The organism is Streptomyces sp. NPDC058619, assembly GCF_042717785.1.
GTDB lineage: Bacteria > Actinomycetota > Actinomycetes > Streptomycetales > Streptomycetaceae > Streptomyces.
On the sequence record NZ_JBHXQN010000016.1, the window covers coordinates 110,243 to 135,199 of the forward strand.

The window sequence follows — 24,957 nt, forward strand, 5'->3', positions numbered from 1 at the left end:
AGTCCTGCGAACGAGAAGACTACGTTGGGAAAAACTCTGAACCTATTTCCGTCCAGGCGTGACTCGTTGAGGCGTCGGAGGTTTTCCAGCTCCGTAGGCATACCGGACCTGCGGCGAGCGGCCTACACCCCTTTCCTCTTGGAGCACCAAGGTCAACAGGTAGAACTCCGCTCCGAAGCCGCCCATGACGCCGACCGGCCCGCGGACCGGTGTGGGGGTGGGTTCGGCGTGAAAGACGAAGTGGGCCAGCAGCAAGGCGGACGGGGCCAAGGGGATGGCGGACCGGAACGCCCAGCGTCAGGAAGCGACATCGGAGGTCTCCCCCGCCGAGCACTCCCACGGTGAGCCCTGAGCTGGGCACCCTGCCCGTCCGGTGGCCCGGAGCGCCGGGACGGCCGCGCTCGTGTCCTGCTAGCGGGTGCGTCGGACGGCGATGATGTTGTCGGTGACGGTCGCGGTCTACCCCTGGGGGCCGGTAGCGGTGCGCTGGGGTGCGTGGCCCCGTTCGACGTACCAGACGTCGGTCAGCTGGAGTGAGGCGATGACCTCCCCGGGGGCAGGGAATTGGATGTCCTGGCCGGCCTGCCAGGACCAGGGGGCAACGGAGGCGTGTTCGATCACGATGAGCAGTCCGCCGGGAGCTACGGCCCGGGCGGCCCGGCGCAGTACGTGTTCGCGGGAGATGGTGATCGGGGTGTGGAAGTGGGTCGCGGTGACCAGGTCATAGGTGCCGTCGGGGAAGGTTGCGGCCAGGTCGTGTCGCCGGGTGTGGACCGGTCGGCGGAGCCGGTGGCCGCAGCGCCGGCGCTCACGCGGCTGAGGGGGCGGTCTGTGACACGTCGACGGCGGTGACGTCCCAGCCTCGGGCGGCGAGCCAGAGGGCGTCGCCGGCGTGTCCGCAGCCCAGGTCCAGGGCGGTCCCCGCGGTGGGGGCCAGGTCGGTGACCAGGTCGGTCAGGATGGTGTTGGGCTTGGTGCCCCTCTGCGCGTCCATGCCGGCGTAGTGGTTCTCCCAGAAGGACGCGGAGTCGTTGGCGCTGTTCATATGCGGGGCCTTTCGGGCGTGGGTGGTCAGGCGGTCGCGGCGCTGGCGCGGCGGCCTTTGACGACCACGGCGACGAGTCCGGTGGTGACCAGCAGGGCGCCGGGGATGTCGTAGCGCCGTGTCCCCTCAGCTGGGCTCTCCTTGAGTGTCGGGCGTGCGGCCAGGGCCACGGCGAGGGCGATGGGGGTGCTGACGAACAGGCACCAGCGCCAGGTCGTGTACTCGGTCAGCACACCGCCCGCGATCAGTCCGACCGCGCCTCCGGCGCCCTGGAGGGCCCCGTACACACCGAACGCCTTGGCCCGCTCGCGGGTGTCGGTGAAGGTGACGGCGATCAGCGACAGTGCGGCCGGGGCCAGCAGTGCGGCGAACGCACCCAGCAGCGCGCGCCCGGCGAACAGCATCGCGCCGTTCGGGGCGACACCCGCGACCATGGAGGTGACCGCGAAGCCGATCAGGCCGATGAGGAAGACGCGCTTGCGGCCGACGAAGTCGACGACGCGCCCGCCGAGCAGCAGCAGACCGCCGAAGGTGAGGGCGTAGGCGGTGATCGCCCACTGCCGGTTGGCGTCGCTGATGTCCAGGCCGGCCTGGGCGTGCGGGAGAGCGATGTTGATGATGGAGGCATCCAGCACCACCATCAGGGTCGCCACCGAGATCACCGTCAGCGCCAGCCAGCGCCGCGGGTCCAGGACGGGCCCTCCTCGGATCACGGCATCATTTTCCATCGCCATCAGGGACCAGTCCTCAAAAGGATTCGGGAAGTCGGCAGGCCACGAGCGGATCGCCAGGCACCGGTCCGGCCGGGCCGCTGGTACGACACTGCGCCCCACGCTGCTGGAGTTGCAAAGCTTCATGCCGTTTCAGCATGCTGGTGGGTACGGGCACCGAGAAGAAGGACAGGCTGGCAGCGGTCGGGCCGCGGCTGAGGGAACTGCGACGGGGTCACCGGCTGACGCTGGCCGGCCTCGCCGAGCGGACCGGTATCAACGAGAGCACGCTCTCCCGCCTCGAAGGCGGCACCCGCAAGCCGACCCTGGAGATGCTGCTTCCTCTTGCCGAGGTCTACGCCGTGCCCTTGGACGAGCTCGTCGGCGCGCCCCGCACCGGCGATCCGCGCATCCACCTCAAGCCCGTCACCCGCAACGGCATGACCTTCGTGCCGCTCAGCCGCCCCGGCGGCGCCCAAGCCCACAAACTCCTCATCCCGCCCCGGCCCGACACCGAACCACAGCTCAGCACCCACGAGGGCTTCGAATGGGTCTACGTCCTCGCGGGCCGGCTACGCCTGCTGCTGGGCGAGGAGACCGTGGTCCTCAAGCCCGGCGAGGCCGCTGAGTTCGACACCCACGTGCCGCACTGGCTCGGCCCGGACGACGAACGAACCGTGGAACTCCTCATCTTGTTCGGCACCCAGGGGGAACGGGCCCACCTCAAGGCCCGCACCACCTGACGCCTACCCGCACCAGGAACACCGCGCGCGCCGTCCGCGCGCGCCTGTGATGACGCGGCGTACCTCTGGCTCCTTGTCGCGCCCACCTTCCTGTGGTCCGCGCAGTGATCCGACGCGTGCCGGCCAGGACGAGTGCCGCGACGGCGGGGCGGGAGCGGGAGCCTTGTCAGCGGACGGCGTCGAAGACCCTTCGAGCCCGAGGATCTGCGCGATCTTCGCGATGACTCGGGTCTGGCCAGGCCCGATCCGGGAAGCCGCGACCACAACGTGGGTACCTGCGCACGGGCGGGCTACGAACGCGTTTCTCGTGCGGGTGAATTGCTCAGCGCCTCTGCCCGCAGCGCCCGCAGTCCGGACATGGGACCCCGCTCGGTGCAATTCGCTGCGAGCGGTCCGCCGGTTTGGCTCGGTGCTCTGGATTCACCCGAAGGATGGGCCTCAGGGTTCGTATCCGGCGGCATCCATGCACGAGAGTGAACCAACCCTCTTGTCCACGGCCTCTGAAGAGGCCCGCCAGCCAGCGCGTGAGGACACTACCGTGCGGCGCGTGAGCAGTAAGCACTCTGAAAGAAGCGCCAAGCGGGCCCTGGTGGTCTGTCCGGTCTGCGGCGACACCGTCGGCCGCTACACGGTCGAGGGAGACCGGTTCCTGGACCTCGACCTGCGCCCGGCACCCTCCTCCCTCGTTCCGGCAGGGTCGGGCTGGCAAGTGAATGATTCGGGTGCACTGTCGAGGTGGGACGGAAAGAACCCGGCCGGACCCGTGCACGTCCGCCACGAGGACGTCTGCCCGGCGAGCCGCCCCGTCGGCCCGGACCCGCTGATCGCCTTCTGGGGCACGGAGGAGGGCCGCGCCCAGACCCGGACGACACTGGCCCGCTTGCAGCAGCCCCTGCTCGTACTGCGGCGCACCCCCCGCCAGGACGAGGTCCGGGAATCCGTGGCCTGTCCCCTGTGCCGGGCACGGGCCGGAAACCCCTGCAGTCATGTCAGCGGAGCCGACCGCGCCGCCAACCACGCGCAACGGGTCACCGCCTACCGTGCCGCGCTCGCCTCGGACATGCCCCGCCAGTTGGGCGGGGAACACGTGCGGCCGGTGCACCCCGAAGAGGCGCGGACCATCGTCTGTCCCCGCTGCCGCGCACTGCCGGGCTGGGCATGCGTCAACGACGACGATCAGCTGCGGGTGTGGCACCACCGTGAGCGCGTCGCCGCTTACGCGCGCGCTCCTGAACCGTGAGGGTCCGGACCTCCCCGGCTCCTCAGATCCCGGTGAGGGCGCGAACGGTGAGGCCGATTCCGACGAGGAGCACGAGTGCGGAGGTTACGGCCGGTCCGATGCGGCCCAGGGTCTTCAGGCGCTGGGAACCCCGTTCGACGGCGTGGACGGCGATGCGGTCACGCAGGCGCACGAGGAGGAGTCCGGCGAGGGTGAGCGTGACGGCCATGCCGAGTCCGTAGCCGATGACGAGCAGGACGCCGAAGGCGGTACGGCCCAAGGCGACGGCCCCGAGGAGGACGACGAGGGCGGAGGGGCTGGGGACGAGGCCGCCGGCGATGCCGACCCCCACGAGGGCCCAGCGCCCTCTGCGGGCCGGGGAGTGGGTGGGCCCGGCCGCGTCGTGGCGGTGGCTGCTGTGCGGCGCCGGGGCGTGCTTGGTCAGGACCACCACGGAGCCGTCCGTCGACGGGGTGTCCGGTGCACGGCGCGCCGGGGGCAGGGCGGTCAGCTCCTCGTGGCCGTGGCCATGCCCGTGGCCGTGGCCGTGGCCATGCCCGTGGCCATGCCCGTGACCGTGCCCGTGCCCGTGGCCGTGGCCGGGCCCGCCGTGGTCGCTGTGGTGGTCGTGCTCGTCGTGGCCGTCGTGGCCGTGATCGTGCCCGTGGTGTCCGTGAGCGTGGTGTCCGTGAGCGTGGTGGTGGTGACTGTGGTGATGGTTCGCCTTGCCGCGGAGTGCGGAGTGCAGCAGTTGAAGGCCGATCGCGGTGACGAGCAAGCCGCTGGCCAGCCCGAGCCAGACGAGGACGGTTTCCCCCGCGAGGTGGGTGGCCAGCGGGAGGGCGAGGCCGAGGGCGAGGACACCCGCGGTGTGGGTGAGGGTGACGGTGGCGCCGACGGTGAAGGCGTCGCGCGGGGTACCGCGGCGGCCGGCCAGATACGCGGCCATGATCGTCTTGCCGTGCCCCGGCATCGCCGCGTGAGAGGCACCGAGTACGACGGCGAGCAGCAGGGCGAGGAGACCGACGGGCACGGTGAGTTCGCGGCTGCCGACCAGGGTGTCGAAGAGGGTGGAGACCTTGTTCAGGACGGCGGTGGCAGGGCCCGAGCCGGGCAGACCGGGGGGCACGATCCGGGCTGCGGGCCCGTCGCCGGGAGTGGCCCGGAGCTCTGCCGTCCGCTGGTCGAGCGGGGCGGCGAGGGGATCTCGTGGGTAGTGCCGCAACTGGTCGGTAGGTGAGGCCGCCGGAACGGTGGAGTCGGCGACGGTGACTCCCTGGCCGTTGGCGGTGATCTCGTGCCAGCCGACGCGCCGGGTGTCGTAGTGCGTGGTGACGCGGATGCTGACGGATGAACTGAGGTCCGCTTCGGCGCTGACGTGGCACGCGAGGCGGCTGGTCTCCAGCCCGGCTTCGCCCGGGTGGAACGTCAGCCTGCTGAGGCCGTTGTCCCAACGCGCTGTCCTGCGGCCGATGTCGGCGCCCAGCTGCCTGGTCAGAACGGCGCACTCCTCATCGGCGTACGCCTGCGCCTCCCCCTTCGTCACCGATCCGTCGTGGTTCTGGTCGACGAGCGGCCGCTGTTGCGCCGCCGCGATCTCGGCGCGGTCGACCACGATCTCGGCATCGACCGCGTCGGGGCGCAGCGTGAGGCTGGTGGAGTAGTTGACGGTGAAGTTGCCCAGGGGGTGGGCGGCGGCGACCGGCGCCGCGGCGATCTGCGCGATCGGAACGAGGAGCACGGCTGCGAGCGGGGTGGCCGCCAGGCGCCGGCGGTTGAGGAGGTTCATGAGGCGTCGTCGATTCGCCGGATCGAGGTGCGCGCCGCGGGGGCGTGCACAGGGTGGAAGTGCGGGTCGGTGGCCAGGGCCCGCCCGAGGTCGCGCCGGGCGTCCGCGGTGTTGCCGAGGGAGTGGTGGATGGTGCCGCGGTGGAAGAGGAAGAGCGCGCTGCGGGTTCCGAGAGCGAGGGCCTTGTCGGCTCGTGCGAGGGCCTCTTCGTCGCGTCCGGCGCGGTGCAGGGCCCAGGCGTGGGCGTCGTGGACGGCGATGAAGGGTCGTTCGGACACGGCGGCTTCCGCCATGGCCACGGCCTGCCGGGGGTCGCCGTGGTCGGCTTCGAAGAGGATCGCGTCGACGTCGGCGGGAGTGCCTTCGGCTCGGCGGATCTTCTCCTGGGCGCGCAGGACCGCGTACTGGCTCTCGGACTCGGCTCGGTGGCCCAGGGACTGCTGAAGTTCCCCCAGCCCCAGCAGGTACTGCGGCAGGGGCGCCACCGCGAGGGCCGCGGTGTAGTCGGCGACGGCCTGCCGGGACTGGCCGAGGGCCGCATGGGCTTTGGCCCGGGCCTCGAGCAGGCCGGGGTCCTGGGGCGCGTCGGCCAAGCCCCGCCGGGCCTCGCGCAACGCGGTCGCCGGGTCGCCGCTCTCCAGGGCGATTGAGGACAGGTGGGTGTGGGCGAAGGCCCGTTCACCCGGGGTGCCGGCCGCACGCAGGGCGCGTTCCATCACCGCCTTGGCCTGGACCGTGTCGCCGCGGAGTTCGAAGGTGTAGGAGGCGCGGGCGAGGGAGGAACTGTCGGGGCGCAGATCGGCCATCGTCTGGACGGCTGTGCAGGAGTCCTCGTACTGGCCGAGCTGGGTGAGGGCGTCGGCCAGGATCCCGTAGGCGGCGGGGGTGGAGGGGCTGGTCACGATCGCCCTGCGGGCCCAGGTGAGGGCGTCGTGGAACTCGTGGCGTGCCGCTGCGAGCGCGCCCATGCCGATCTCCGCGTGGAGGTTCTCGGCGGGCTGGAGCGCGAGCGAGCGGCGCAGCGCCGCCTCCGCCTGCGTGTAGGCGGCCTGATCGGCAGTGGTACGGGCCTGTTGCACCAGGGCCGTACCGAGGTCCGCCCAGCTGACGGGATCCGCCGGCAGGCGCCGTACCCGCTCGCGCAGCGCCTCGACGCCCCGGACCTGGCCGCCGGCTGCAGCCGAAGCCGCGCTCGCCTCCGGCCTGTTGACGCCTGACGGGGAGGCCGCCACGGCGCCGGCGGTGAACATGGCCACGCCCAGGGCGATGGTGATCGCGCTGTTCCGCAGGGGTCTGCGCCGACGGATCGAGGGGGCGGGTTCGTCTTCGGGCCGGTGCACAGGGTCCTCCCCGGTGGGCTGGGCAGAGGTGTCCGGGCGGGAGGCGGGGGTCAGCCCCGGTTCCCGCCCGGAACGGGTGGGTCAGCTGGTCTTGCGACTGCGGCGAAGGCGGAGGCCGCCCACTGCCAGGAGCAGGGCGCCGAGCCCTCCGAGGGCCGCCGCGTTCTTCGTTCCCGACTTCTGCAGGGTGCCGGGCCCGCTGTTGACGGACTTGGTGTGCGGCAGCGCCAGGTACGGGAACGACGTGCCGAAGCGCACCTCGTTGGCGTTGACCTTGTCGCCGTCGGCCAGCGCCGGGACGAGCTGACCGGTCTGGGCTGCGCCTTCGACGGCCTGGAGGGAGATGTCGATGACGTCGTCGGTCAGGCGGCGGCCGTTGGGGAAGCCCGCGAGGTCGCCGGCGAGGACTCCGTACCGGTTGGGCCGCGCGGTGGGCGGTACGGCCATGTTCAGGCGCAGCTCCTCAGCCGGCACGATCCGGCGCAGGTTGGCGTCGCGGTTGAGGCGGTGGGCGTTGAGGTCGGCCTGGATCGGCCCGCAGGCCTTGCAGATGCCCGTCAGGTAGATCTCGAACAGGTCCCGCCGGGGGGTGGCGGGGGCCGGGATACCGTAGATCTGCTGGATGAGCTTGGGCAGGATCGGGTCGAGGACCTTGTCCACGACCGGCTGGACGGTGCGGTCCTGGTCGGGGTTGAGGGTGTTGAAGGCGTCCTTGAACTTGATCGGGACGACGACCTCGTTGACCAGGGGGTTGCCGAGGCGGGAGACCTGCTTCCAGTTGTCACCGTGCTTCGTGCGGGAGTCGGAGACCTGCACGCCCTGCCGGTCGGTCGTGGACCACACGCCGATGACCGGGTTTCGGCCGGTGTTCCCCTTCAGCGCGAGGAGTCTCTTGGGGACCTGGATGGCGACCGAGTTGACGTTGTACCCGGCCAGAGTGTCCTGGCCGCGCTCGGACAGGTCGCCGCCGTACAGGAGGTCGAAGACGCGCAGGTCGGCGAAGAAGGAGTCCTCGGCCTGGCCGGCGTACGTCTTGCCTCCGCCGGGGAGGTTGAAGATGGCCTGGTTGCGCAGGGACGCATAGTTCGGCATGGACGCGGGGCCGACGCGGGAGGGTGCGGCCGGCACGCCGGACAGGAGCACGGTGGACTTGCCGCCGGTGGTGACGACGAGGTCGTAGACCTGGCGGAAGTTCAGGTCCGGGTCGTTCAGCGTGGTGACCGGGCCCGTGTTGTACAGGAACTGGTTGGCGTCGTCGCGGTAGCTGCTGCGGAAGCGCCACGTGTAGGTGACGTCGGAGACTCCGTCACCCGTGTTGTCGATCTTGATGTTGTAGCGGGCGTCGTCCGCGAAGGCGTAGAAGTTCGGTCCTCCGTTGGGCTCCTCGAACGGAATCCAGTTCGCCAGCAGGGTGACCGTGTCGGACTTGTCGGGGCTGGTGAACGCGTACACGTCGGTGTTGTCCGCGCGCGGGTCGCCCGCGATCAGCGGGGCCTCGCGGTGGCTGGAGGCTGCGCTGACCCCCGGGGCCAGCGTCAGGGCGACGAGGCCGGTCGCCAGGGCGCCCGCACCCAGGACGAGGAGGGACTGGTCGAGCACGCGCCGCGAACGGGGCCGTGCGGAGGTGGACTTCAAGGCTGATCCTCTCGACTGCGAACCGCGCGTCCGGCCGTGCACAAGCGGCCGGGCGGGGGACGTTCAGCTGGGGAGAAATTCGGTCGGTCAACAGGCCTGTGAGGCATGAGTGACGACTCAGGGCCCGCCGACCGCGTGTCGATTTCACGCTCGGAACGTGCAGACGGAAGGTAAGCACGCAGCACCGGCGCCGCGTGACCGCATTCCCCTCCAGATTCGGGATCAGGCCCTTCCCATCCCGCATTCGCACTGGCCACAGCCTTCTGGAGGCAGGACGGAGGGCGTCATAATCGTCGCGACACGCAGCCAAAACACTAGACCGACCGGGCGTCGCCGCGTTATTGCAACCTATTCGCAATAGAGAATGCGAGGGGTTCAGTTCCCCCATCCACAGTCGGACCCAATTGACGGAATGCAGAAATGGGGTGACGGCACCCCGTCACCCCATTTCCGTAAAGATTGCGGAAACACCCTCAAGGGGCGCCCGCGCCGGAGTGATCCGCAGACGGACCACGGTCCTGATCCACTCGCTGCCCGCGGCTACGTCCTGGCTGGTACGGAGGCGCCGGGGGGCGCGAGGCGCTTGCCGACGGGCAGGGAGAGAGCCGAGGGGGCAAGGATGGCGAGGGCGAGGAACGCCCAGCAGTACAGGGCGGCCGACTCCCCGTCGTTCTGCATCGGGAGGAGACCCTGGCTCTGGTGCTCGGTGAAGTAGGCGTAGGCCATGACACCCGAGCACAGGAGCGCCGCTGGGCGGACGGCCACGCCGGCGGCGACGAGGGCCCCTCCGCCGAGTTCGATGAGTCCGGCCCACCAGTACGGCCACCTGCCCATCGGTACGAGGTCGCCGCCGAGGACGCCGAAGAGCTTGGCCGCGCCGTGGCAGGCGAGGAGGGATCCGGTCACGATGCGGAACAGCGCCAGCAGGTGGGCGTCGCTGGGGCGTGGAATGTGGGGCATGGGTGGGGCTCCGGGGGTCAGCGGACCGTGAGGGTGCCGGACATGAACTGATGGATGTCGCAGACGTAGTCATGCTTGCCGCGGGTGCGCGGCGCGGTGAAGGTCGCGGTGCGTCCGGCCTTGACGGTGCCGGTGTCGAAGACCGCCGGGCCGGTCGCCGTGACGGTGTGCGGGGCGGTGTCCTGGTTGGTGACGGTGACGACGGTTCCGGGAGCCACGGTCAGCGTCCCCGGGCTGAAGCCGAAGTCCTTGATGACGATGCGTGCGGTCGGCGCGGGTGCCGACTGGGCGGTCGCGGGAGCCAGGCAGACGCCGGCCAGTGCCAGTACGGCACATGCGGCGCGGGCGGCCGTCGAGCGCAACGGCGTGGGAGCGGAGCGGGTCGGGGACATGACGGATGGGCCCTTCGCGGGTCGCGGGAACAGGAGGGCGGACGGCGGGGCGCCGCGGGCCCGGGGGCGCGACGGGCCCGGGGGCGCGACGGGGACCGGGTGTCGCGGCGCCCCGGGTGTGACGAACCGTGGCGCCGGAGCGCCGACGGGCACGCGGTCAGCGGGGCCAGGCGGTCAGACGGTCAGCAGGGTGGGGTTCGCCGCCCGGTCCGCCTGGAGGAAGGCGTCCGGGACGGGGTACTCGCCGAGGACGAAGTGCAGGATCGCGGCGTGCATGGCCTCGACGGGGGCGATGCTGGCCGCGGTCTTGATGCCCGCCGGGCTGCTGACATTGCCGACGGCGGACAGGTACGTCTGCGCGGCCTGGTCTTCCAGGGCCAGGGCCAGCCGGGCGACGGCTCCGACGTCCTTGGCCTGGCCGAGGGCCTTGAGGGTGACGGGCTGGTTGGACAGCGGAACCCCCGTGATCGCGGGACGGCCCGCACCGGTCAGCACCACGTTCCACGCTGTGGCGTGCGCGGCGTGCTGGTCCATGGCCGCCTGCGCGAACGTGCCCACGGCAGGTGGCACCTTGCCCAGTTTGCCCGCGCCGGCGGCCTTCAGCGCCGCGCCGTACGCGCCCACGGCCTGGTTCTCCAGGGCCGCCGCCAGCGCCACCACCTTGAGGTCGCCCACGTAGGGGCTCGGAGCGCCTGCGGCGGGCGGACCCTGGACGGCGGCGTTCGCCTTCTCCGCCCCGGCGCCCGCGGTCCACGTGAACGCGGCCGCCGCCGCGGCGATCCCCATCCCCGTGAGGAACCGGCGCCGGCCGACCTCGCCGGGCGTGATCTCTTCGACCAGCTCTGCGGCTCCCTCGTGCATGGCGGGCAGGGTCTCCCGGTGCGCCTCCTCCATGCCCCTCGTCAGCCGGACGAGCTCCCCCTCGCTGAGCCCGAGCTTCCAGCCCTGCTGTACGGCGTTCACTTGACGGCTCCTTCGGCGATCGGGGAAGCGCTCTTGACGGGGTAGGAGGCTTCGGGGAATCCGACCGGGCCGGCCGCGGCGGGCAACGCGGCCGCGTTCGTGGGAACCGCGATCAGCTGCGGCTTCCCCGCCGCCAGCAGGGCCTGCACCGCGAGGAGCACCGCCCTGTGCTGCGCCTCCACCGGCGCGATGGAGGCGAACAGCGTCCGCAGTCGCACGTCGCGCACGTCCGCGGTGTTCTTCGTGTAGGTCTGGGCGGCGACGTCCTCCAAGGTGATCGCCAGCGCCACCACGTCGGCCGGACCCTTGATCCCGGGCAGCGCCTTCTTCACGATCGCCGCGTACGTCGGATGGGGCGCCGTCTGCGCCCGCCCGCCGGCCCGGGTCGCCGCCGCGTTGAACGCCCGGGCGTGGGCGGAGTGCTGGCTGATCGTGGTGGAGATGAAGGCCGCCACCGTCTTGTTGCCGTTCTTGACGAACGGCAGACCGGCCGCCTGCCGGTAGACGTCCACGGCCAGGTTCTCCAAGGAGGCCGCCGTCTGGAGCGCCATGACGTCTTCCCGGGTCACCCGGCTGTCGACCTGGCCCAACGCGGCGCCCGACATCCGCATCGCACTGCTGTTGAGATCCTGCGACTGCTCGGCCAACTGTCCCAACAGCCGGGTATCGATACGACGTACGCCCATCACTCCCCTGCCTTCCCTCGTCGCGTACGGCACGCCCGCACGGTCGCGAGCACCACCACGGCAGGTTCGCGGCGAAGGGCGTCCCGGATAGCCCCGTTCACCCGTACTGGCGACATAGGTAGCTTTAAGTGGTTGTTCGCGCCGACGAGCCGCCAGGTGACGGCGCCGGACGCGGTGCGCGGTGGCGCGCCCGTCTCCCCCTCGGGCACCTGACGTCGTGCCACATCCACCCGCGACACGAACAGAAAACGTGGCTGAGACACCTGTCCTCCCCCCCTCCCGCGAAACCCACCCATGGTCTGGAACCAGCCACCCACCCATGGCCGCGCGCATGACAATCCACGGGGCGGAGGGCAGTCGGGCACACCGATCGGTGAAGCGGAAACGGAGAATGTGTGAACGCGAGGAGGAGGCGCCCGAGGGACGCGGCCCCGTTCAGCGACTGAGCAGAGTCCGGAGGGCGTCGGCGATCTCGGAGGGCTTCTCCTCGGCCATGAAGTGACCTGAGGTGACCGTCCTGTGCTCCAGGTCGGACGCCCAGGAGCCCCACAGGGCGGCCGCGTCGAAGCCGAGGAACGCGCCCCAGTCCTGCTGGAGCACGGTGACCGGCATGTTCAGCTGATTCCCGGCAGCACGGTCCGCCTTGTCGTGCTCGATGTCAATACCGGCGGAAGCGCGGTAGTCGGCGACGATCGACGCCACCGCGCCCCGGCAGGCATCGAGGTACGCGGTGCGGACCTCAGGGGGAATCGACTGTGGCTCGTTGGTCCAGGTGTCCAGGAAGTGGCCGAAGAAGGCGTCCGGGCACGCCGCGATCATCTGCTCGGGCAGGCCCGGCGGCTGTGCCATCAGGTAGAGGTGAAAGCCGACCGCCGCACTGACGCCGTGCAGCACCTCCCACATGTCCAGGGTGGGCAGCACGTCCAGGCTGGCGAGGTGGGTGATCCTGTCCGGGTGGTCCAGCCCGGCGCGGAAGGCCACCAGGGCGCCGCGGTCGTGCCCGGCGAGCGCGAACCGGTCGTGTCCGAGGGCGCCGGCCAGGGCCACGACGTCGGCCGCCATGGTCCGCTTGGCGTAGACGGTGCCGTCGGTCTCGACGGGCTTGTCGCTGTCGCCGTAGCCCCGCAGATCGGGGCAGATCACGGTGTGGTCGTGCGCGAGGTCGGCGGCCACGTGCCGCCACATCAGATGGGTCTGCGGGAAACCGTGCAACAGCACGATCGGGGGTCCCGAGCCAACGACGGCCGCGTTCAGGGAAACCCCATCGGCGACCTCGATCCGCTGGTGGTCGAACGTGCTGGTGGGAGGAGTCATGAGTCGGCCTCTTTCCGTGGACGGGCTGTTGACTCCACCCTGGAGGCCTCGGATGAGCATCGAATGAGCGACCGATAACGTGGCACCGAGGGCGAGCGGGAAGGCGGCCACGCGTGAACGTCACGTTCGGGATACTCGGTCCGGTGACGGCCTGGGACGGCGAGGGGGGACCGATCCCCCTGAAGGGCCCGCGGCACCGCGCCGTACTGGCCCGGCTGATCGTCGCCCGGGGCCGGGTCGTCCCCGTCACCCGCCTGGTGGCAGATCTGTGGGAAGTACCACCCGCGGACGCGGTCGGTGCCGTCCGTACGTTCGTCTCCGCGCTGCGGCGAGCCCTGGAACCGCAGCGCCGGCCCCGCACTCCGGCTCGCATCCTGGTCACCGAGGGCCCCGGCTATGCGCTGCGCGTCGAGCGCGGCTCCGTCGACGGCTGGTGTTTCGAGCAGGCGGTCTCCGCCGCCCGCACCCTGCCGCCGCAGCAGGCGCTCGACCGGCTCACGGAGGCACTGGGTTACTGGCGGGGTCCGGCCCTCGCGGATTTCCCCGAAGAGGCCTGGGCCCGCACCGAACGTTCCCGCCTCGGCGAGCTGAGGCTGCACGCCCTGGAGTACCGGGCGGAGGTCTGCCTGACCCTCGGCCGTGCCGCGGAGGCGATTGCGGAACTGGACGCGCACGTGGCCGAGCACCCCTGGCGCGAGGACGCGTGGCGGCTCCTGGCCCTCGCGCTGTACCGCACGGGACGCCAGGGCGAGGCGCTCGCGGTGCTGAGCCGTGCACGAAAGCTGCTGGTCGAGCAACTGGGGGTGGATCCCGGGCCCGGATTGCGCCGCCTGGAGGCGGACATCCTCACTCAGGAACACCACCTCGACCCGGCTCCCGCGCCGGTCTCTTCAGCGGACACGGTGTGGGCGGAGGCATCGGCCGCCTACGACCGCACGTTGGCATCCGGCGCCCGGGCACGGCTGGAATCGACCGTCGGCCTGCTGCGCAACCTCGCCGTGACGGGTGGCCGCGGCCTGGAGGTGGCCCGCCGGCACCGCTCGGCCGTCATCGCGGCGGCCGAAGAGCTGGGGGACTCGGAGCTGACCGCGCGCGTGATCGGCACCTACGACGTTCCGGCGATCTGGACACGGGTCGACGACCCACGGCATGCGGCGGACGTCGTGGCGGCGGCGGAGCGCACCTTGAAGACCCTCCGACCGGGCGGACACGACACCGCACGAGCCCGGCTGCTGGCCACGATCGCCATGGAGTCACGCGCGAGCGCCTCGGCGCGCGGGCTGCAGGCGGCCCGCCAAGCCGAACAGATCGCCCGCGACCTGGACGATCCCGCCCTCCTGGCGTTCGCGCTCAACGGCGTATTCATGCAGACCTTCTTCCGGGCGGGCCTGTCGCCGCGCCGCGACAGGATCGGCGCGGAACTGATCACCCTGGCCGCGCGGCACGGCATGCTCACGTACGAGGTACTCGGCCACCTCATCCGCCTCCAGGCGCGCAGCGCCCTGGCCGACTTCCCGGGAGCTGACCGGCACGCGACCGCGGTGGACCGCCTCGCCGAACGGAACGAGCTGCCGCTGGCGGGAGTGTTCACCCAGTGGTACCGGGCGCTGCGACACGCCGCGACCGGCCCGGCGCCAGAGGCGGAAGCCGCCTGCCGGGAGGCCGCGGCCCGGCTCCACGGCGTCGGAATGCCCGGCCTGGAACAAGGGCTCCTCCCACTGGCCCTGCTGTGCTTGCGGCTGCGTCACGGGCAGAGCGCGCAGATCTGCTCACAGGACGACTGGGGACCGCACGAGCCGTGGGTGACTCCCCTGCTCCTGGTCGCCCGAGGCCGCGGGGACGAAGCCGCAGCGGTTCTGCGCGGACTCCCGGATCCTCCCCCCGGCCTGCTGTTCGAGGCCCTGTGGTCCGTGGTGGCGCGAGCCGCGCTCGCCGTGTCGGACCGGGCCGTGATGGAACGCGCCCACACCGCGCTCTCGCCGGCCAGGGCGGAACTCGCCGGCGCCGGCAGCGGTCTGCTCACCAGCGGCCCCGTCGCGGGGTACCTCGACGAGCTCGCCGCCGCGCTCCGGAGGCCGTGACGGCCCGCGTCGGGCCGACCGGGCCGACCGGGCCGTAAAACGGGCTGGTAGGGCATCGTCACCAACGGCCCGCTCCGGAGGTCAGGCCGTGCGCAGTTCCCCGGCGCGTGTGCTCATCCGCAGGAAGAGCAGGGAGACGAGGGTGATGCCCATGGTCGCCGTGATCGCTGTTCCGGCGAGCATCAGCACCTGGTCCCACGGCGTGTTCACGATGACGGGGACCTTCTCGGCACTGACCAGGACACCGTGTGCCTGGGAGTATGCCTGGTCCTCGCAGGCGCCGATGCCGTCCCCCGGCAGCGGCGCGCAGCGCCAGGTCTGCATGTCCGCGGTGTCGCTCGCGTCCGGGACGGCGAAGCGGGGCAGCAGAACACCCGCCAGTACCGCGAGGCCCACGGCCGGGGCGACGGGGGAGAGCGTCTGCCAGCCGATCGCACGGGCCAGCACGCGCCGGGGCGTTCCGGTGGCGATCAGAGAGGCGAGCGCGCGCCGTTGGGCGAGGACCGTGTCGGCGAGCGCCACGAGCAGCCCGGCGGCAGCGATGACCAGGGCCACCAGGGAGGCGTATCCGACGAGTTCGTAGGCCCGCTCGTACAGGCCCGTGCCCGCGGGCTCGTACGGCTCGCCGACCAGAGCGGCGAAGCGGCGGGTGTTCTCCTGCTGTGCGGAGACGGAGGCCACCGTCAGGGCGGCGAGGCCCGCTGCCGCCGATCCGATGATCAGCGCGACGAGCATGGCGGAGAAGGTGCGGCTGCCCGACCAGGGATCGGCCGTCATGCGGCGGCCCGCGAGGAGCCCGGCGGGCTTGCGGGCGTACCGTTGCAGGGTCCGGCCGATGGTGTACGTGATCCAGCCCGTACCCGTGACGACTCCGATGCCGACGGCGAGCACGCCGAGGACGACCAGCCCCCCGGTGATGAGCAACGGTGCGTCGTCGGCCCGCGGGTTGCGGGTGAAGTACGAGTGCACCGGCTCGACCAGTGCGCAGGCGCCGAGCCCCGTCACGATGAGCACTCCGGGCGTGACGCGGGGCTTGCTGCGCCGGGTCCTGCGGACGACACCCAGGGGCGTGAGAGCAGCCCGGCGCAGGGTGAGGACGGTCAGTGCGGCGACGACCAGCGGGACCCCCAGGGCGATGCCGGCCATGGCGGCGGCATGGGGCAGCACGTCCGTGGGCAGGGGGCGACGGCCCTGCGCGTCGGGGGCGTCGAGCAGGGCGCGGCCGAGGAGGAACACCGCGAATCCCGCCGCCGCTCCGGGGACGGACGCGAGTCCCGTCTCCACGGCCACGATGCGGATGATCTGGCGTGGTGTCGCACCGGCCATCCGGATCGCGGCCAGCCGGTGCTCGCGCGCGGGCGCGCCGAGCCGGCTGCACTGCGCGACCAGGGCGAGGGCCGGTATCGTCAGCAGCACCATCGCGAGGGCGACCCCCGGGCGCAGCCCGCTCTCGTTGAGCAGGTCGTTGGTGTAGCGCACCGCCAGAGCGGGCGGCACCGCGATCACCGCGGCGGCGCAGAGCAGCGTCACCGTGCCGAGGGCCGAGCTGAGAGCGGTCAAGGCGATGCGCACGTGGTCCGCGCGGCTTCCCGCCACCGACAGGCGCAGTGTGGTCAGCAGGTTCACCGGCCGTTCTCCGCCCCGGCACCGGAGTGTCCCCAGGCCGATCCGAGCAGGGCGCCGTCGTCGCTTTCCAGCATGCCGTCGCGCAGGCGGATCTCGCGATCCGCGTAGGCGGCGACCGTGGCGTCGTGGGTGACCAGCATGACGCTGGTTCCCTGAGTGCGGGCCGCGCGGACCATGTGGCCCATGACCATCTCTCCGGCGAGGGTGTCGAGCGCACCGGTGGGTTCGTCGGCGAAGAGCACCTTGGGTCCCGTCACCAAGGCGCGGGCCAGCGCCACGCGCTGCTGCTGACCGCCGGACATCTCCCCCGGCAACTGCTTCGCCAGCTCGGCCACACCGAGCCGATCGAGCCAGTCGGCTGCCTGGACCGTCGCCTGCCGCCGACCGGTTCCACCCAGCATCAGGGGCAGTGCGACGTTCTCCACCGCTGGAAGTTCCGCCACGAGCTGGCCGAACTGGAACAGCACCCCGAAGTCGGTGCGCCGCAGCAGCGAGCGTCTGGCTTCGCCCAGGTCGTCGATGCGGGCGCCGCGGTAGAGGACCTCCCCGCCATCCGGGCGCAGGATCCCGGCCATGAGGTGCAGCAGTGTCGACTTGCCGCAGCCGCTGGGGCCGGTGACGGCGACGATCTCGCCTTCCCGCAGTGCGAGTGACACCCCGCGCAGGGCCGGGCTCGGGCCGTACGACTTCGTCACGGCACGTGTTTCGATCATCATCGGTGCACCTCCAGGCGCAGGTCGGCGACGCGGTCCGTTGCGGTCTGCATCCACCGCAGGTCGGCGTCGAGATGGGCGATCGCCAGGTCGGCGGCGAGTACATCGGCGACGGCCGAGCCCGGGGTGGTTTTCAGCGCTGTCAGTTCACGCATGCGCGCGAGGTGGGCGGCCCGTTGCCCCGACAGGTGCCTGCGGGCCCCGGCCTCATCGGCGACGAGCAGGGCGACCACCGTCTTGGCGAGGAGAACGCTCGACAGGTGTGGAGCGGGAGGTTCAGGTGTACCCAGCCAGTCGAACAGCAACCGGCGCCCGTCGTCCGTGACTTCGTACGCCGTGCGGTCCGGACCGCCGGCCCGGTCGTGGCCCGCCGCGCTCGCCAGACCGTCGCGGACGAGCCGGTTGAGCGTCGCGTACACCTGCCCGAAGGCCAGCGGCCGGGCACTGGGCAGGCGAGTGTCGTGCGCCCGCTTCAGCTCGTACCCGTGCAGGGGGTGCGGCGCGAGCAGGCCGAGAAGGATGTGTGAGTTGGACACACCCCTCACTATTCATTAAGCGAATAGATGCGTCAAGCGCGGCCAACTCCGCCCTGGGACACGCGAGAAGAGGACCCCGCACATATGACTACCCGTCAGGAGGTGCATGCCAGCGGCCGTTACCGCCGCGTCGGCCTCGGGGCCGGTGATGACATCGCGTCAGGGCGGGCCGTTCGCGAAATGGTCCACGCTCCGCGGGCGGCACGAGGGAGTCGGGCCGCACGGCCCCAGCGGGGTCGGGAGCCGGCATTCCCTCCGGCCCGTAAGGGTGCGGCGCCGTACGGCTACGGCCGGTGGTGGGCGTGGACGACGGCGTGGCCCTTGCCGCGGCCGATCATCCATTTGTTGACCGGCGTCGTGATCACGAAGGCCACGGCGAACCCGCCCAGCAACGCCGTCCAGAACAGCGCGTCCGACAGGTGGGCGTCCATCGCCCCGGGCGTCAGGGCGATGATGCCGTTGTCGACGAGTTCCATCACCGCGATCGAGACGGTGTCGGCGGCCAGCGCGACCTTCACGGCGGCCTTGAAGTCCAGGCCGGCCTTGCGGACCGCGAAGAGGGTGAACGAGTAGCCGAAGACGAACGCCAGCGCGATCGCCAGGATCATCGTCTGGACGTTGCCCCACATCAGGGCGGTTCCGATGACCATGCCGAGGATCTCGCCGATCGCGCATCCGGTCAGGCAGTGCAGCGTCGCCTTCGCGGCGGTCCCCCAGGTCACCCCGCCCGCCTGGCGCCCGGTGTGACCCGCGTACGCCTCGTTCGCGCCGTGGTCGTGAGCGGTGCCGGTGTGGTGCGCACTGTGATCCATGACCGTCATCCCCAATCCCGTCCAGTGTGACCCCGCTCCGGAGGCCCCACACCCTCAACACATACCCCCTGAGGGTATTCCCGCCGGTGTGTGGACCCCGCACAGGACGGAGGGGCGTGCGAGGCACGCAGGACCCCGGCACACCCCTCCGCGAGAGTCGGTCAGTTCTCGCCGAGCAGGCCCCTCATCCTGGCGATCTCGGCGGTCTGCGAGGTGATGATCGCATCCGCCATCGCCTTGGCCTCAGGGAAGGCGCCCTCGGCCTTCTCGGCCTTCGCCATCGCCACCGCGCCTTCGTGGTGCTCGATCATCAGCTTCATGAAGGCGGTGTCGAACGCCCTGCCCGACGAGCTCTTCAGCTTGTCCAGCTCTTCGGCCGTCATCATCCCGGCCGTCCCGTGCGCAGAGTGATCCATGGCCCCCTCGGTGGGCACCGGCTCGCCCCATGAGGTCAGCCACCCCGACAGTGTCTTGATCTCCGGGTCCTGAGCCTTCTTGATCTCGTCCGCCAGCTTCTTGACCTCGGCGGATTCGGCCCTGGCGGGCGCGAGGTCGGCCATCTCCACAGCCTGGCGGTGGTGGGGGATCATCCCCTTGGCGAATGCGACGTCGGCGGTATTGCGCTGCCCCTGCGCGGCCTGAGCAGAAGCCGGGGCGGTAGGCGACTGCGAGGTGTGGCCGTCGTGCCCGGCCGAGCTGTCACCGCTCGACCCGCAGGCGGCGAGGACGAGTGCGGCCGTACCGGCGGCCGCGACAGCGGCGCCGCGGCGAATGAGGGAACGGTTGGTGTTCATGGTGGTGCGACTCCTTGATGCGCCGCCCGAGCAGGCGGGCGCGGATGCGGACGGGGATGTGCCGGAGCACGGCGTCCCCCGCCGGGCGAGCCGGGGCAAGGGGGTGCCGTGCGGGCAGTCCTATATCCGCAGGAGTTGCAGTTCAGCGAGGTCAGGCGGTGCCCGGCCGCCCTCGGCGGTCCCCGCCGCGCTGCCGGGCAGCATGGCGGGCACGGGCCCGGAATCGAGGGCGGCGGCCAGAACGGGAGGCGAGTACCCGGCGCCGACACCGGCCGCCGCGCACGTGGCATCCGCGTGGTCCGCATGGCCCGTACCGCCATCGGTGTGCGAGCAGGCGCCCGCCACCTGTCGGGCGGTGCCCTCGTGGGCCATCGCCATGTCGTGAACACCTGCGGCCGCCGGCGCCCTCGTGGGCACGGGGCCCGGACCGAGGCCGTGCATCGCAAGCACCCCGGCCAGCAACGCCAGCACCAGCAGCACGAAGCCGCGCCCGGCAGGGCGACGACTCGACGGCTGCATCGTGCTGGTCATACCGTCATCGTACGATCCGGCCCGGCGACTCCGCTCCCCTTGCCGGCCGGGACCTCCCCACCGACCCCACCGGGCCGCCTGCTGTTCGCCGGTCGGGACAGCCGTGTGGGTGCGGGGGATGCGCTCGCTCACGGGATGTTCTTGCCGAGGGGGTTCGTCCAGGCGTGCTCGCGCAGAAGGCGCAGGCCGTTGAGACCGACAAGGACGGTGGACCCCTCGTGGCCTGCCACACCCAGGGGCAGCGGGAGCGTGGCGATCAGGCCCCAGGCCGAGAGCACGGTGATGAAGATCCCGGCGATGACCAGGTTCTGCACCACCACACGGCGGGCCTTGCGGGACAGTGCCACGACGGCGGGGACGGCGGCGAGTTCGTCGCGCACGACGACGACGTCGGCGGTCTCCAGCGCGAGGTCGGAGCCGGCCCTTCCCATCGCGATGCCGGCGTGCGCGGCGGCCAGGGCCGGGGCGTCGTTGACGCCGTCGCCGACCACCAGCACCCGGCGGCCCTCGGCCTCCAATTTCTTGACCGCGGCGACCTTGTCCTGTGGGAGCAGGCCGGCGCGGACGTCGGCGATGCGGACCGCCGCGGCCACGTGGCGGGCAGCGCGCTCGTTGTCCCCGGTCAGCAGGACCGGGGCCCGGCCGGCCAGTTCGGTGAGGGAGGCCACCGTCGACTCGGCATCGGGTCGCAGGCGGTCGGCGATGCCCAGCACGCCGACCGGGATGTCATCGCGCAGGACGACGACCGCGGTACGCCCTTCGTCTTCCAGGGCCCGCACCGCGGCGTCGATGTCCTGGTCTCCGGCCGCCTCGAGTCGGGCCGGGGATCCGATCCGGACGGTGCGGCCACCGACGGTGGCGGTGACACCCGACCCGGGGGCCGAAGTGAAGTCGGTGGACGCGGCAAGCGTGAGGCCGCGGTCGCGGGCGGCCTGGACGACCGCGCGGGCCAAGGGGTGCTCGCTGGGGTACTCGGCCGCGGCCACCAGCGCCAGCAGCCCGTCCTCGTCGAGTCCGGAGGCGGGGTGGGGGCGGACGTCGGTGACCCGCGGGGCACCCTCGGTGAGGGTGCCGGTCTTGTCCAGCGCGACGACGTCGATCTGGCCCAGGCGTTCCATGGCGACGGCGGACTTGACCAGGACGCCGTGACGGCCCGCGTTGGCGATGGCGGACAGCAGGGGCGGCATCGTGGACAGCACCACCGCGCACGGCGAGGCCACGATCATGAACGTCATCGCACGGAGCAGGGCCGGCTGCAGGCCGTCGCCGAAGGCGAGCGGGAGCGCGAACACGGCCAGGGTCGCGACGACCATGCCGATCGAGTACCGCTGCTCGACCTTCTCGATGAACAGCTGGATGGGGGCCTTGGTCTCGGAGGCTTCCTCGACCATCTTCACGATCCGGGCGATCACCGAGTCCGCCGGGTCCCGCTCGACCCGCACGCGCAGGGCGCCGGTGCCGTTGACCGTGCCGGCGAGCACCTCATCACCCACCTGCTTGGCCACCGGGAGCGGCTCGCCGGTGATGGTCGCCTGGTCGAGGTCGCTGGTCCCGTCGAGGACCTGACCGTCGGCACCGACCCGCTCGCCGGGCCGCACCAGGATGACGTCGCCGACCGTGAGGGTGTCGACAGGAACGCTTTCCTCCCCGCCGTCCGGCCGGAGCCGGGTCGCGGTGCTCGGCGCCAGGTCGAGAAGGCCGCGCACCGAGTCGGCGGTCCGGGCCGTCGCTACGGCCTCGAGCGCACCAGAGGTGGCGAAGATGACGATCAACAGGGCCCCGTCGAGGACCTGCCCGATGGCTGCGGCGCCGAGCGCCGCGACGACCATCAGGAGATCCACGTCCAAGGTCTTGTTTTTCAGGGCCTTCAGGCCCTCCCATCCCGGCTCCCAGCCGCCTGTGGCGTAGACGGCGGCATACAGCGGACCCCACAGCCAGGCCGGGGCCTCCAGGAGATCCAGCGGAAGGGCGATCAGGAACAGGACCAGCGCGGCCAGCGCCCACCGGGCCTCCGGCAGAGCCAGCAGCCGCGCGCGCCGTTTCGGCAGCGCGGGAAGCGGCCGGACGGAGGGCGGCGCGGGCCGCTGGTCGAGGACAGCAGACATGACAAAGCAACCCTTCACGGGCGGATGAGGCAACACATCCACCATACAGGAACACCTGAACAGTTATTCATATATCGTCGGTATGCTGTCCCCATGGGCCACGGAACCAGCATCACCAGCAGCGCCAGCACCCGGGAGCGCCTCGATGCCGTCGGCGCCGCCGACGTCGCCGCCACCTTGCAGGCCCTCGCCACGCCCTCGCGGCTCCGCATCCTGGCCCGTCTCCAGGAAGGCCCCTGCTCCGTGAGCGACCTCGCCGAGACCGTCGGCATGGAAGCCTCCGCCTGCTCCCACCAGCTGCGGCTGCTGCGCAACCTCGGCCTGGTCACCGGGGAACGCCACGGCCGCTCGATCGTCTACGCGCTCTACGACAGCCATGTCGCAGAACTCCTCGAGCAGGCCCTCTATCACGTCGAGCACCTGCGGCTCGGCGCACGCGACTCCCCCACCCGCCCAGCGGAACGCGCCGCTACGGAGTGAACCGGGTACTCCGCACGGTCACGCAACCCCTGGGCGCGCAGCGGAGCCTGTTCGTCAGCACGTGGCCTCGCTAGCACGTGGCCTCGCTCCGGATCCTCGGCGTTCTTCAGCCGGACAACGGCAAGTCCCGCACATCGGCGGTCGGCATCAGACGAGCCCTGCGCGGCGGGCGGTGTCCTCGGACTGCTGCATGTGCCGGTGGGCGTCCTCGCCGAGGGCCTGCATCACCCCGGCGATGACGGTCTCGACGACGGCCAGGGTCGGGACCAGGCTGTCGTAGGGGGAAACGGTGCCGACCTGGCTGGGCAGGACGACGTCCGCCTGGGAAGTCGCCGGAGAGAGCCAGGCGTCGGTGAAGACGATGACCTTGCCGCCGGCCTCACGCGTCATCTGCGCGATCGCCGCCTTGTCCTCCTCGTACCGCCGGTAGTCGAAGAGGACGACGGCGTCGCGCCGGGCCAGGTGGGCGAGTTGGGCGGTACGTTCCACGGCGCGGTCGGGCAGGACGCGGACGTCGTCGCGGAGCTGCATGAGGTGCATGGCCAGGTACTGGGCCAGGAGGTGCGTGAAGCGGCCGCCGGCCAGCGTGACGCGGCGTTTGCGGTCGCTGAGGATCCGGACGGCCTGGTCGAGGTCGTGCGGGGGGATCTCGGCCAGGGTCTGGCCGACGGCGGCGGTGAACACGGCGCTGCCGCGGACCAGCAGGCCGTCGGCTCCCGGGGTCGACTCCGGGTCGGGCTGCCGGCCGTAGTCGGTCGCCTCGTACAGCGACAGGGGGGAGGCGTTGCGTTCGTCGAGTTCCGCGCGCAGGGCGGCCTGGAAGTCGGGGAAGCCCCGGTAGCCGAGACGGCCGGCGAAGCGCAGCACGGTGGGCGCGGAGACGGCGGCCTTCTCGGCGATGGTGGCCACGGTCTCGAAACCCGAGGCGGGGTAGCCGGCCAGGAGCACTCGGGCGACCCTGCGTTCGGCCGGGCTGAGGTCACCCAGCTTGGTGCGGATGTCGTCGGCGAGCGAGCCGGCTGCCATGAGTGTCCTTTCACGTGGTTGCGGGCCGCGTCCGCCGAGCCTATCCCCTGGCTCGGCGGACGCGGCATCTCGCCCGGCGGCCGCACCCACCGGGGTCAGCGAGCCCTGCGGGCTCCGATGGGGGCTACCGGGGGGAGATGGCGATGCCGAGCGAAACGATGCTCTGGGCGCGGCCGGGTTCGCTGGTCCAGGCCGCGAAGCCGGGTGTCTTGCTCAGCGTCACGGTGAACCGGGGACCGCTCTCGAAGGTGGTCGCGGTGGCGGTGCGCTGGGCGCGGGTCTGGGCGAGCGCCCGGGCGGTGGATCGCAGCGAGTACGCGGATCCGCCGGCGTTCGCCACGGAGTAGAAGGCGTCGTTGTTGGCGGCCACGGGCTCGTTGCCGCGCGGGACGAGGGGGCGCTTGCCCGGGGCGGGGCTGGCGAGCCGCAGGCGGGCGTCGTAGCGGTCGCCGTCGGTGAGGTAGGTGTAGCGGCCGCCGGTGAGGGACCATCCGCCATCGGTCTGGCGGGCACGTGCGTGGCGCAGGTCGAGAACAGCGACGCCGTGCGGGCCGAGCACGGTGAGGGCTTCCCGGGGGGTGCCGGGGGCGTCGACGACGAGGGCGGTGTTCTCCTCCAGCGCGTACACGCGGTCGTGGCCCGTGTCCGCGGCCAGGCGCAGGGCGCGGCCCTCCCGTCCGTAGGCGCCGGTGTGGGTGTCGACGAGGCCGGAGCGCAGGAAGCCGAAGCCGCCTTCGGGAAGGTAGCCGAGGCGGCCGGGGTCCTCGAAGTAGCCGGGGCTGCTTCCGTCGCGCAGGGCCCGGTAGGAGTCGCCGCCCGTGACCATGTCCGCGCCGGAGGCGATCTGGGCGCCGGCCGAGGATCCGGAGACGACGGCGCCCGCCGCGAGCTTGGCGCGGATCGCGGCGAGCACCTTGGAGTCGGTGTGGGCGGCTCCGTGCAGGAGGGTGGTGACGTAGCGGTACTGGTCGCCGCCGCCGAAGAAGAAGCCGGTCATGGAGTTGACCTGGGTGACGACGGCCTCGGAGTCGGCGTTGGCGATGTGGTCGAGGTCGATGGGGATCCACTGGGCGTCCGCGGCGCCGTGCTTGATGAAGAGGCCCGCGTAGTAGGCGCCGTTGCAGGCGGAGTTGCTGCAGTTCTCGGGGTCGTCCGCGTCCGGGTCCTGGCTGGCGGGGATCGAGGATGCGGTGAGGACGCCGATGCGTGCCTTCGCTCCGCCGGCGCGCTTGATGATCTCGCCGTAGACCTGGGTGTTGTCGTCCTTGAGGCCTCCGCCGACCAGTACCAGGGAGCCTCGCTGGCCGGAGGATGGGGCGGTCGCCCCGGCGGGGGCGGCGGTGAGCGCGAGGACGAGGGCGGTGCCGCCCGCGAGGACGGCGCGGCGGCTGAGGGGGGAAGGGGCGCGCATGGGCGTGGTACCTCCGGTACGGACGGAACGGGTGGCCTGGACGGCA

24 protein-coding genes and 1 pseudogene are annotated in these 24,957 nt (G+C 71.8%); 4 read left to right on the forward strand and 21 right to left on the reverse strand.

Annotation, left to right across the window (positions count from 1 at the left end; all coding sequences use genetic code 11):
* Positions 1–459: 459 nt before the first annotated feature.
* From ACFWTC_RS18220 to ACFWTC_RS18235, 4 genes and pseudogenes are all read right to left on the reverse strand, one after another.
* A complete protein-coding gene (locus ACFWTC_RS18220; RefSeq protein WP_384028685.1) occupies positions 460–621 on the reverse strand; it encodes a hypothetical protein in 162 nt (53 codons plus the stop codon).
* A 57-nt stretch (positions 622–678) separates the two neighbouring features.
* Positions 679–753: pseudogene (locus ACFWTC_RS18225) on the reverse strand (SAM-dependent methyltransferase); the annotation flags it as partial.
* Between the two features lie 55 nt (positions 754–808).
* Positions 809–1,045 (reverse strand): class I SAM-dependent methyltransferase, encoded by a 237-nt coding sequence (locus ACFWTC_RS18230; protein ID WP_384028683.1) that lies wholly within the window; start codon positions 1,043–1,045, stop codon positions 809–811.
* Between the two features lie 26 nt (positions 1,046–1,071).
* The gene (locus tag ACFWTC_RS18235) at positions 1,072–1,779 is read right to left on the reverse strand and encodes an MFS transporter (protein ID WP_384074251.1); all 708 of its coding nucleotides are present in this window, start codon (positions 1,777–1,779) and stop codon (positions 1,072–1,074) included.
* 134 nt (positions 1,780–1,913) lie between these two features.
* On the opposite strand from ACFWTC_RS18235, the gene ACFWTC_RS18240 reads away from it, so the two are divergent.
* Together ACFWTC_RS18240 and ACFWTC_RS18245 are read left to right on the forward strand one after the other, a co-directional pair.
* Positions 1,914–2,498, forward strand: a complete 585-nt coding sequence (locus ACFWTC_RS18240) for a helix-turn-helix domain-containing protein (RefSeq protein ID WP_384028679.1) — start codon at positions 1,914–1,916, stop codon at positions 2,496–2,498.
* Between the two features lie 547 nt (positions 2,499–3,045).
* A complete protein-coding gene (locus ACFWTC_RS18245; protein WP_383928858.1) occupies positions 3,046–3,738 on the forward strand; it encodes a DUF6083 domain-containing protein in 693 nt (230 codons plus the stop codon).
* A gap of 22 nt (positions 3,739–3,760) precedes the next feature.
* Here the strand turns inward: ACFWTC_RS18245 and ACFWTC_RS18250 are convergent, their stop codons facing one another.
* From ACFWTC_RS18250 to ACFWTC_RS18285, 8 genes are all read right to left on the reverse strand, one after another.
* The gene (locus ACFWTC_RS18250) at positions 3,761–5,506 is read right to left on the reverse strand and encodes a nickel/cobalt transporter (protein WP_384028677.1); all 1,746 of its coding nucleotides are present in this window, start codon (positions 5,504–5,506) and stop codon (positions 3,761–3,763) included.
* A complete protein-coding gene (locus ACFWTC_RS18255; protein ID WP_383928851.1) occupies positions 5,503–6,846 on the reverse strand; it encodes a tetratricopeptide repeat protein in 1,344 nt (447 codons plus the stop codon). Before ACFWTC_RS18255 ends, ACFWTC_RS18250 begins: the two co-directional genes overlap by 4 nt.
* A gap of 81 nt (positions 6,847–6,927) precedes the next feature.
* The gene (locus ACFWTC_RS18260) at positions 6,928–8,481 is read right to left on the reverse strand and encodes a DUF4331 domain-containing protein (RefSeq protein WP_383928848.1); all 1,554 of its coding nucleotides are present in this window, start codon (positions 8,479–8,481) and stop codon (positions 6,928–6,930) included.
* 540 nt (positions 8,482–9,021) lie between these two features.
* Positions 9,022–9,441 (reverse strand): DoxX family protein, encoded by a 420-nt coding sequence (locus ACFWTC_RS18265; RefSeq protein ID WP_384028675.1) that lies wholly within the window; start codon positions 9,439–9,441, stop codon positions 9,022–9,024.
* Between the two features lie 17 nt (positions 9,442–9,458).
* Entirely contained in the window at positions 9,459–9,833 is a 375-nt protein-coding gene (locus tag ACFWTC_RS18270) for a cupredoxin domain-containing protein (RefSeq protein ID WP_383928842.1), read from the reverse strand.
* 174 nt (positions 9,834–10,007) lie between these two features.
* Entirely contained in the window at positions 10,008–10,796 is a 789-nt protein-coding gene (locus ACFWTC_RS18275; protein ID WP_384028673.1) for a ferritin-like domain-containing protein, read from the reverse strand.
* Positions 10,793–11,482, reverse strand: a complete 690-nt coding sequence (locus tag ACFWTC_RS18280) for a ferritin-like domain-containing protein (RefSeq protein ID WP_384028671.1) — start codon at positions 11,480–11,482, stop codon at positions 10,793–10,795. Before ACFWTC_RS18280 ends, ACFWTC_RS18275 begins: the two co-directional genes overlap by 4 nt.
* 435 nt (positions 11,483–11,917) lie before the next feature.
* Positions 11,918–12,796: an alpha/beta fold hydrolase gene (locus ACFWTC_RS18285; protein ID WP_384028669.1), complete on the reverse strand. Its 879-nt coding sequence runs from the start codon at positions 12,794–12,796 to the stop codon at positions 11,918–11,920.
* 113 nt (positions 12,797–12,909) lie between these two features.
* On the opposite strand from ACFWTC_RS18285, the gene ACFWTC_RS18290 reads away from it, so the two are divergent.
* Positions 12,910–14,877, forward strand: a complete 1,968-nt coding sequence (locus ACFWTC_RS18290; protein WP_384028667.1) for a BTAD domain-containing putative transcriptional regulator — start codon at positions 12,910–12,912, stop codon at positions 14,875–14,877.
* An 81-nt stretch (positions 14,878–14,958) separates the two neighbouring features.
* Here ACFWTC_RS18290 and ACFWTC_RS18295 read toward each other — a convergent pair whose 3' ends face one another.
* The 7 genes from ACFWTC_RS18295 to ACFWTC_RS18325 form a co-directional block, all read right to left on the reverse strand.
* Positions 14,959–16,503 (reverse strand): FtsX-like permease family protein, encoded by a 1,545-nt coding sequence (locus tag ACFWTC_RS18295; RefSeq protein WP_384028665.1) that lies wholly within the window; start codon positions 16,501–16,503, stop codon positions 14,959–14,961.
* Positions 16,500–17,219 (reverse strand): ABC transporter ATP-binding protein, encoded by a 720-nt coding sequence (locus ACFWTC_RS18300; RefSeq protein WP_383928825.1) that lies wholly within the window; start codon positions 17,217–17,219, stop codon positions 16,500–16,502. The genes ACFWTC_RS18295 and ACFWTC_RS18300 overlap by 4 nt, the downstream gene beginning before the upstream one ends.
* Positions 17,216–17,752 (reverse strand): PadR family transcriptional regulator, encoded by a 537-nt coding sequence (locus tag ACFWTC_RS18305; RefSeq protein ID WP_383928822.1) that lies wholly within the window; start codon positions 17,750–17,752, stop codon positions 17,216–17,218. The genes ACFWTC_RS18300 and ACFWTC_RS18305 overlap by 4 nt, the downstream gene beginning before the upstream one ends.
* A 284-nt stretch (positions 17,753–18,036) precedes the next feature.
* Complete coding sequence (locus ACFWTC_RS18310) at positions 18,037–18,564, reverse strand: DUF4396 domain-containing protein (RefSeq protein ID WP_383928819.1); 528 nt, start codon at positions 18,562–18,564, stop codon at positions 18,037–18,039.
* A 161-nt stretch (positions 18,565–18,725) separates the two neighbouring features.
* Complete coding sequence (locus tag ACFWTC_RS18315) at positions 18,726–19,358, reverse strand: DUF305 domain-containing protein (protein ID WP_383928816.1); 633 nt, start codon at positions 19,356–19,358, stop codon at positions 18,726–18,728.
* Positions 19,359–19,478: 120 nt separating this feature from the next.
* On the reverse strand, positions 19,479–19,889 hold the full coding sequence (locus ACFWTC_RS18320; RefSeq protein WP_384028663.1) for a DUF6153 family protein: 411 nt from the start codon (positions 19,887–19,889) through the stop codon (positions 19,479–19,481).
* Between the two features lie 128 nt (positions 19,890–20,017).
* Positions 20,018–21,994 carry a heavy metal translocating P-type ATPase gene (locus ACFWTC_RS18325; protein ID WP_383928810.1) on the reverse strand — a complete coding sequence of 659 codons (1,977 nt, stop codon included), beginning with the start codon at positions 21,992–21,994 and terminating at the stop codon, positions 20,018–20,020.
* A 93-nt stretch (positions 21,995–22,087) separates the two neighbouring features.
* Between ACFWTC_RS18325 and ACFWTC_RS18330 the strand changes: the two genes are divergently transcribed.
* Positions 22,088–22,474, forward strand: a complete 387-nt coding sequence (locus ACFWTC_RS18330) for an ArsR/SmtB family transcription factor (protein ID WP_384028661.1) — start codon at positions 22,088–22,090, stop codon at positions 22,472–22,474.
* Positions 22,475–22,621: 147 nt separating this feature from the next.
* On the opposite strand, the gene ACFWTC_RS18335 is transcribed toward ACFWTC_RS18330, so the two are convergent.
* Positions 22,622–23,500 carry a MurR/RpiR family transcriptional regulator gene (locus ACFWTC_RS18335; RefSeq protein WP_383928805.1) on the reverse strand — a complete coding sequence of 293 codons (879 nt, stop codon included), beginning with the start codon at positions 23,498–23,500 and terminating at the stop codon, positions 22,622–22,624.
* Between the two features lie 124 nt (positions 23,501–23,624).
* Entirely contained in the window at positions 23,625–24,911 is a 1,287-nt protein-coding gene (locus ACFWTC_RS18340) for a cyanophycinase (protein ID WP_384028659.1), read from the reverse strand.
* Between the last annotated feature and the right edge of the window lie 46 nt (positions 24,912–24,957).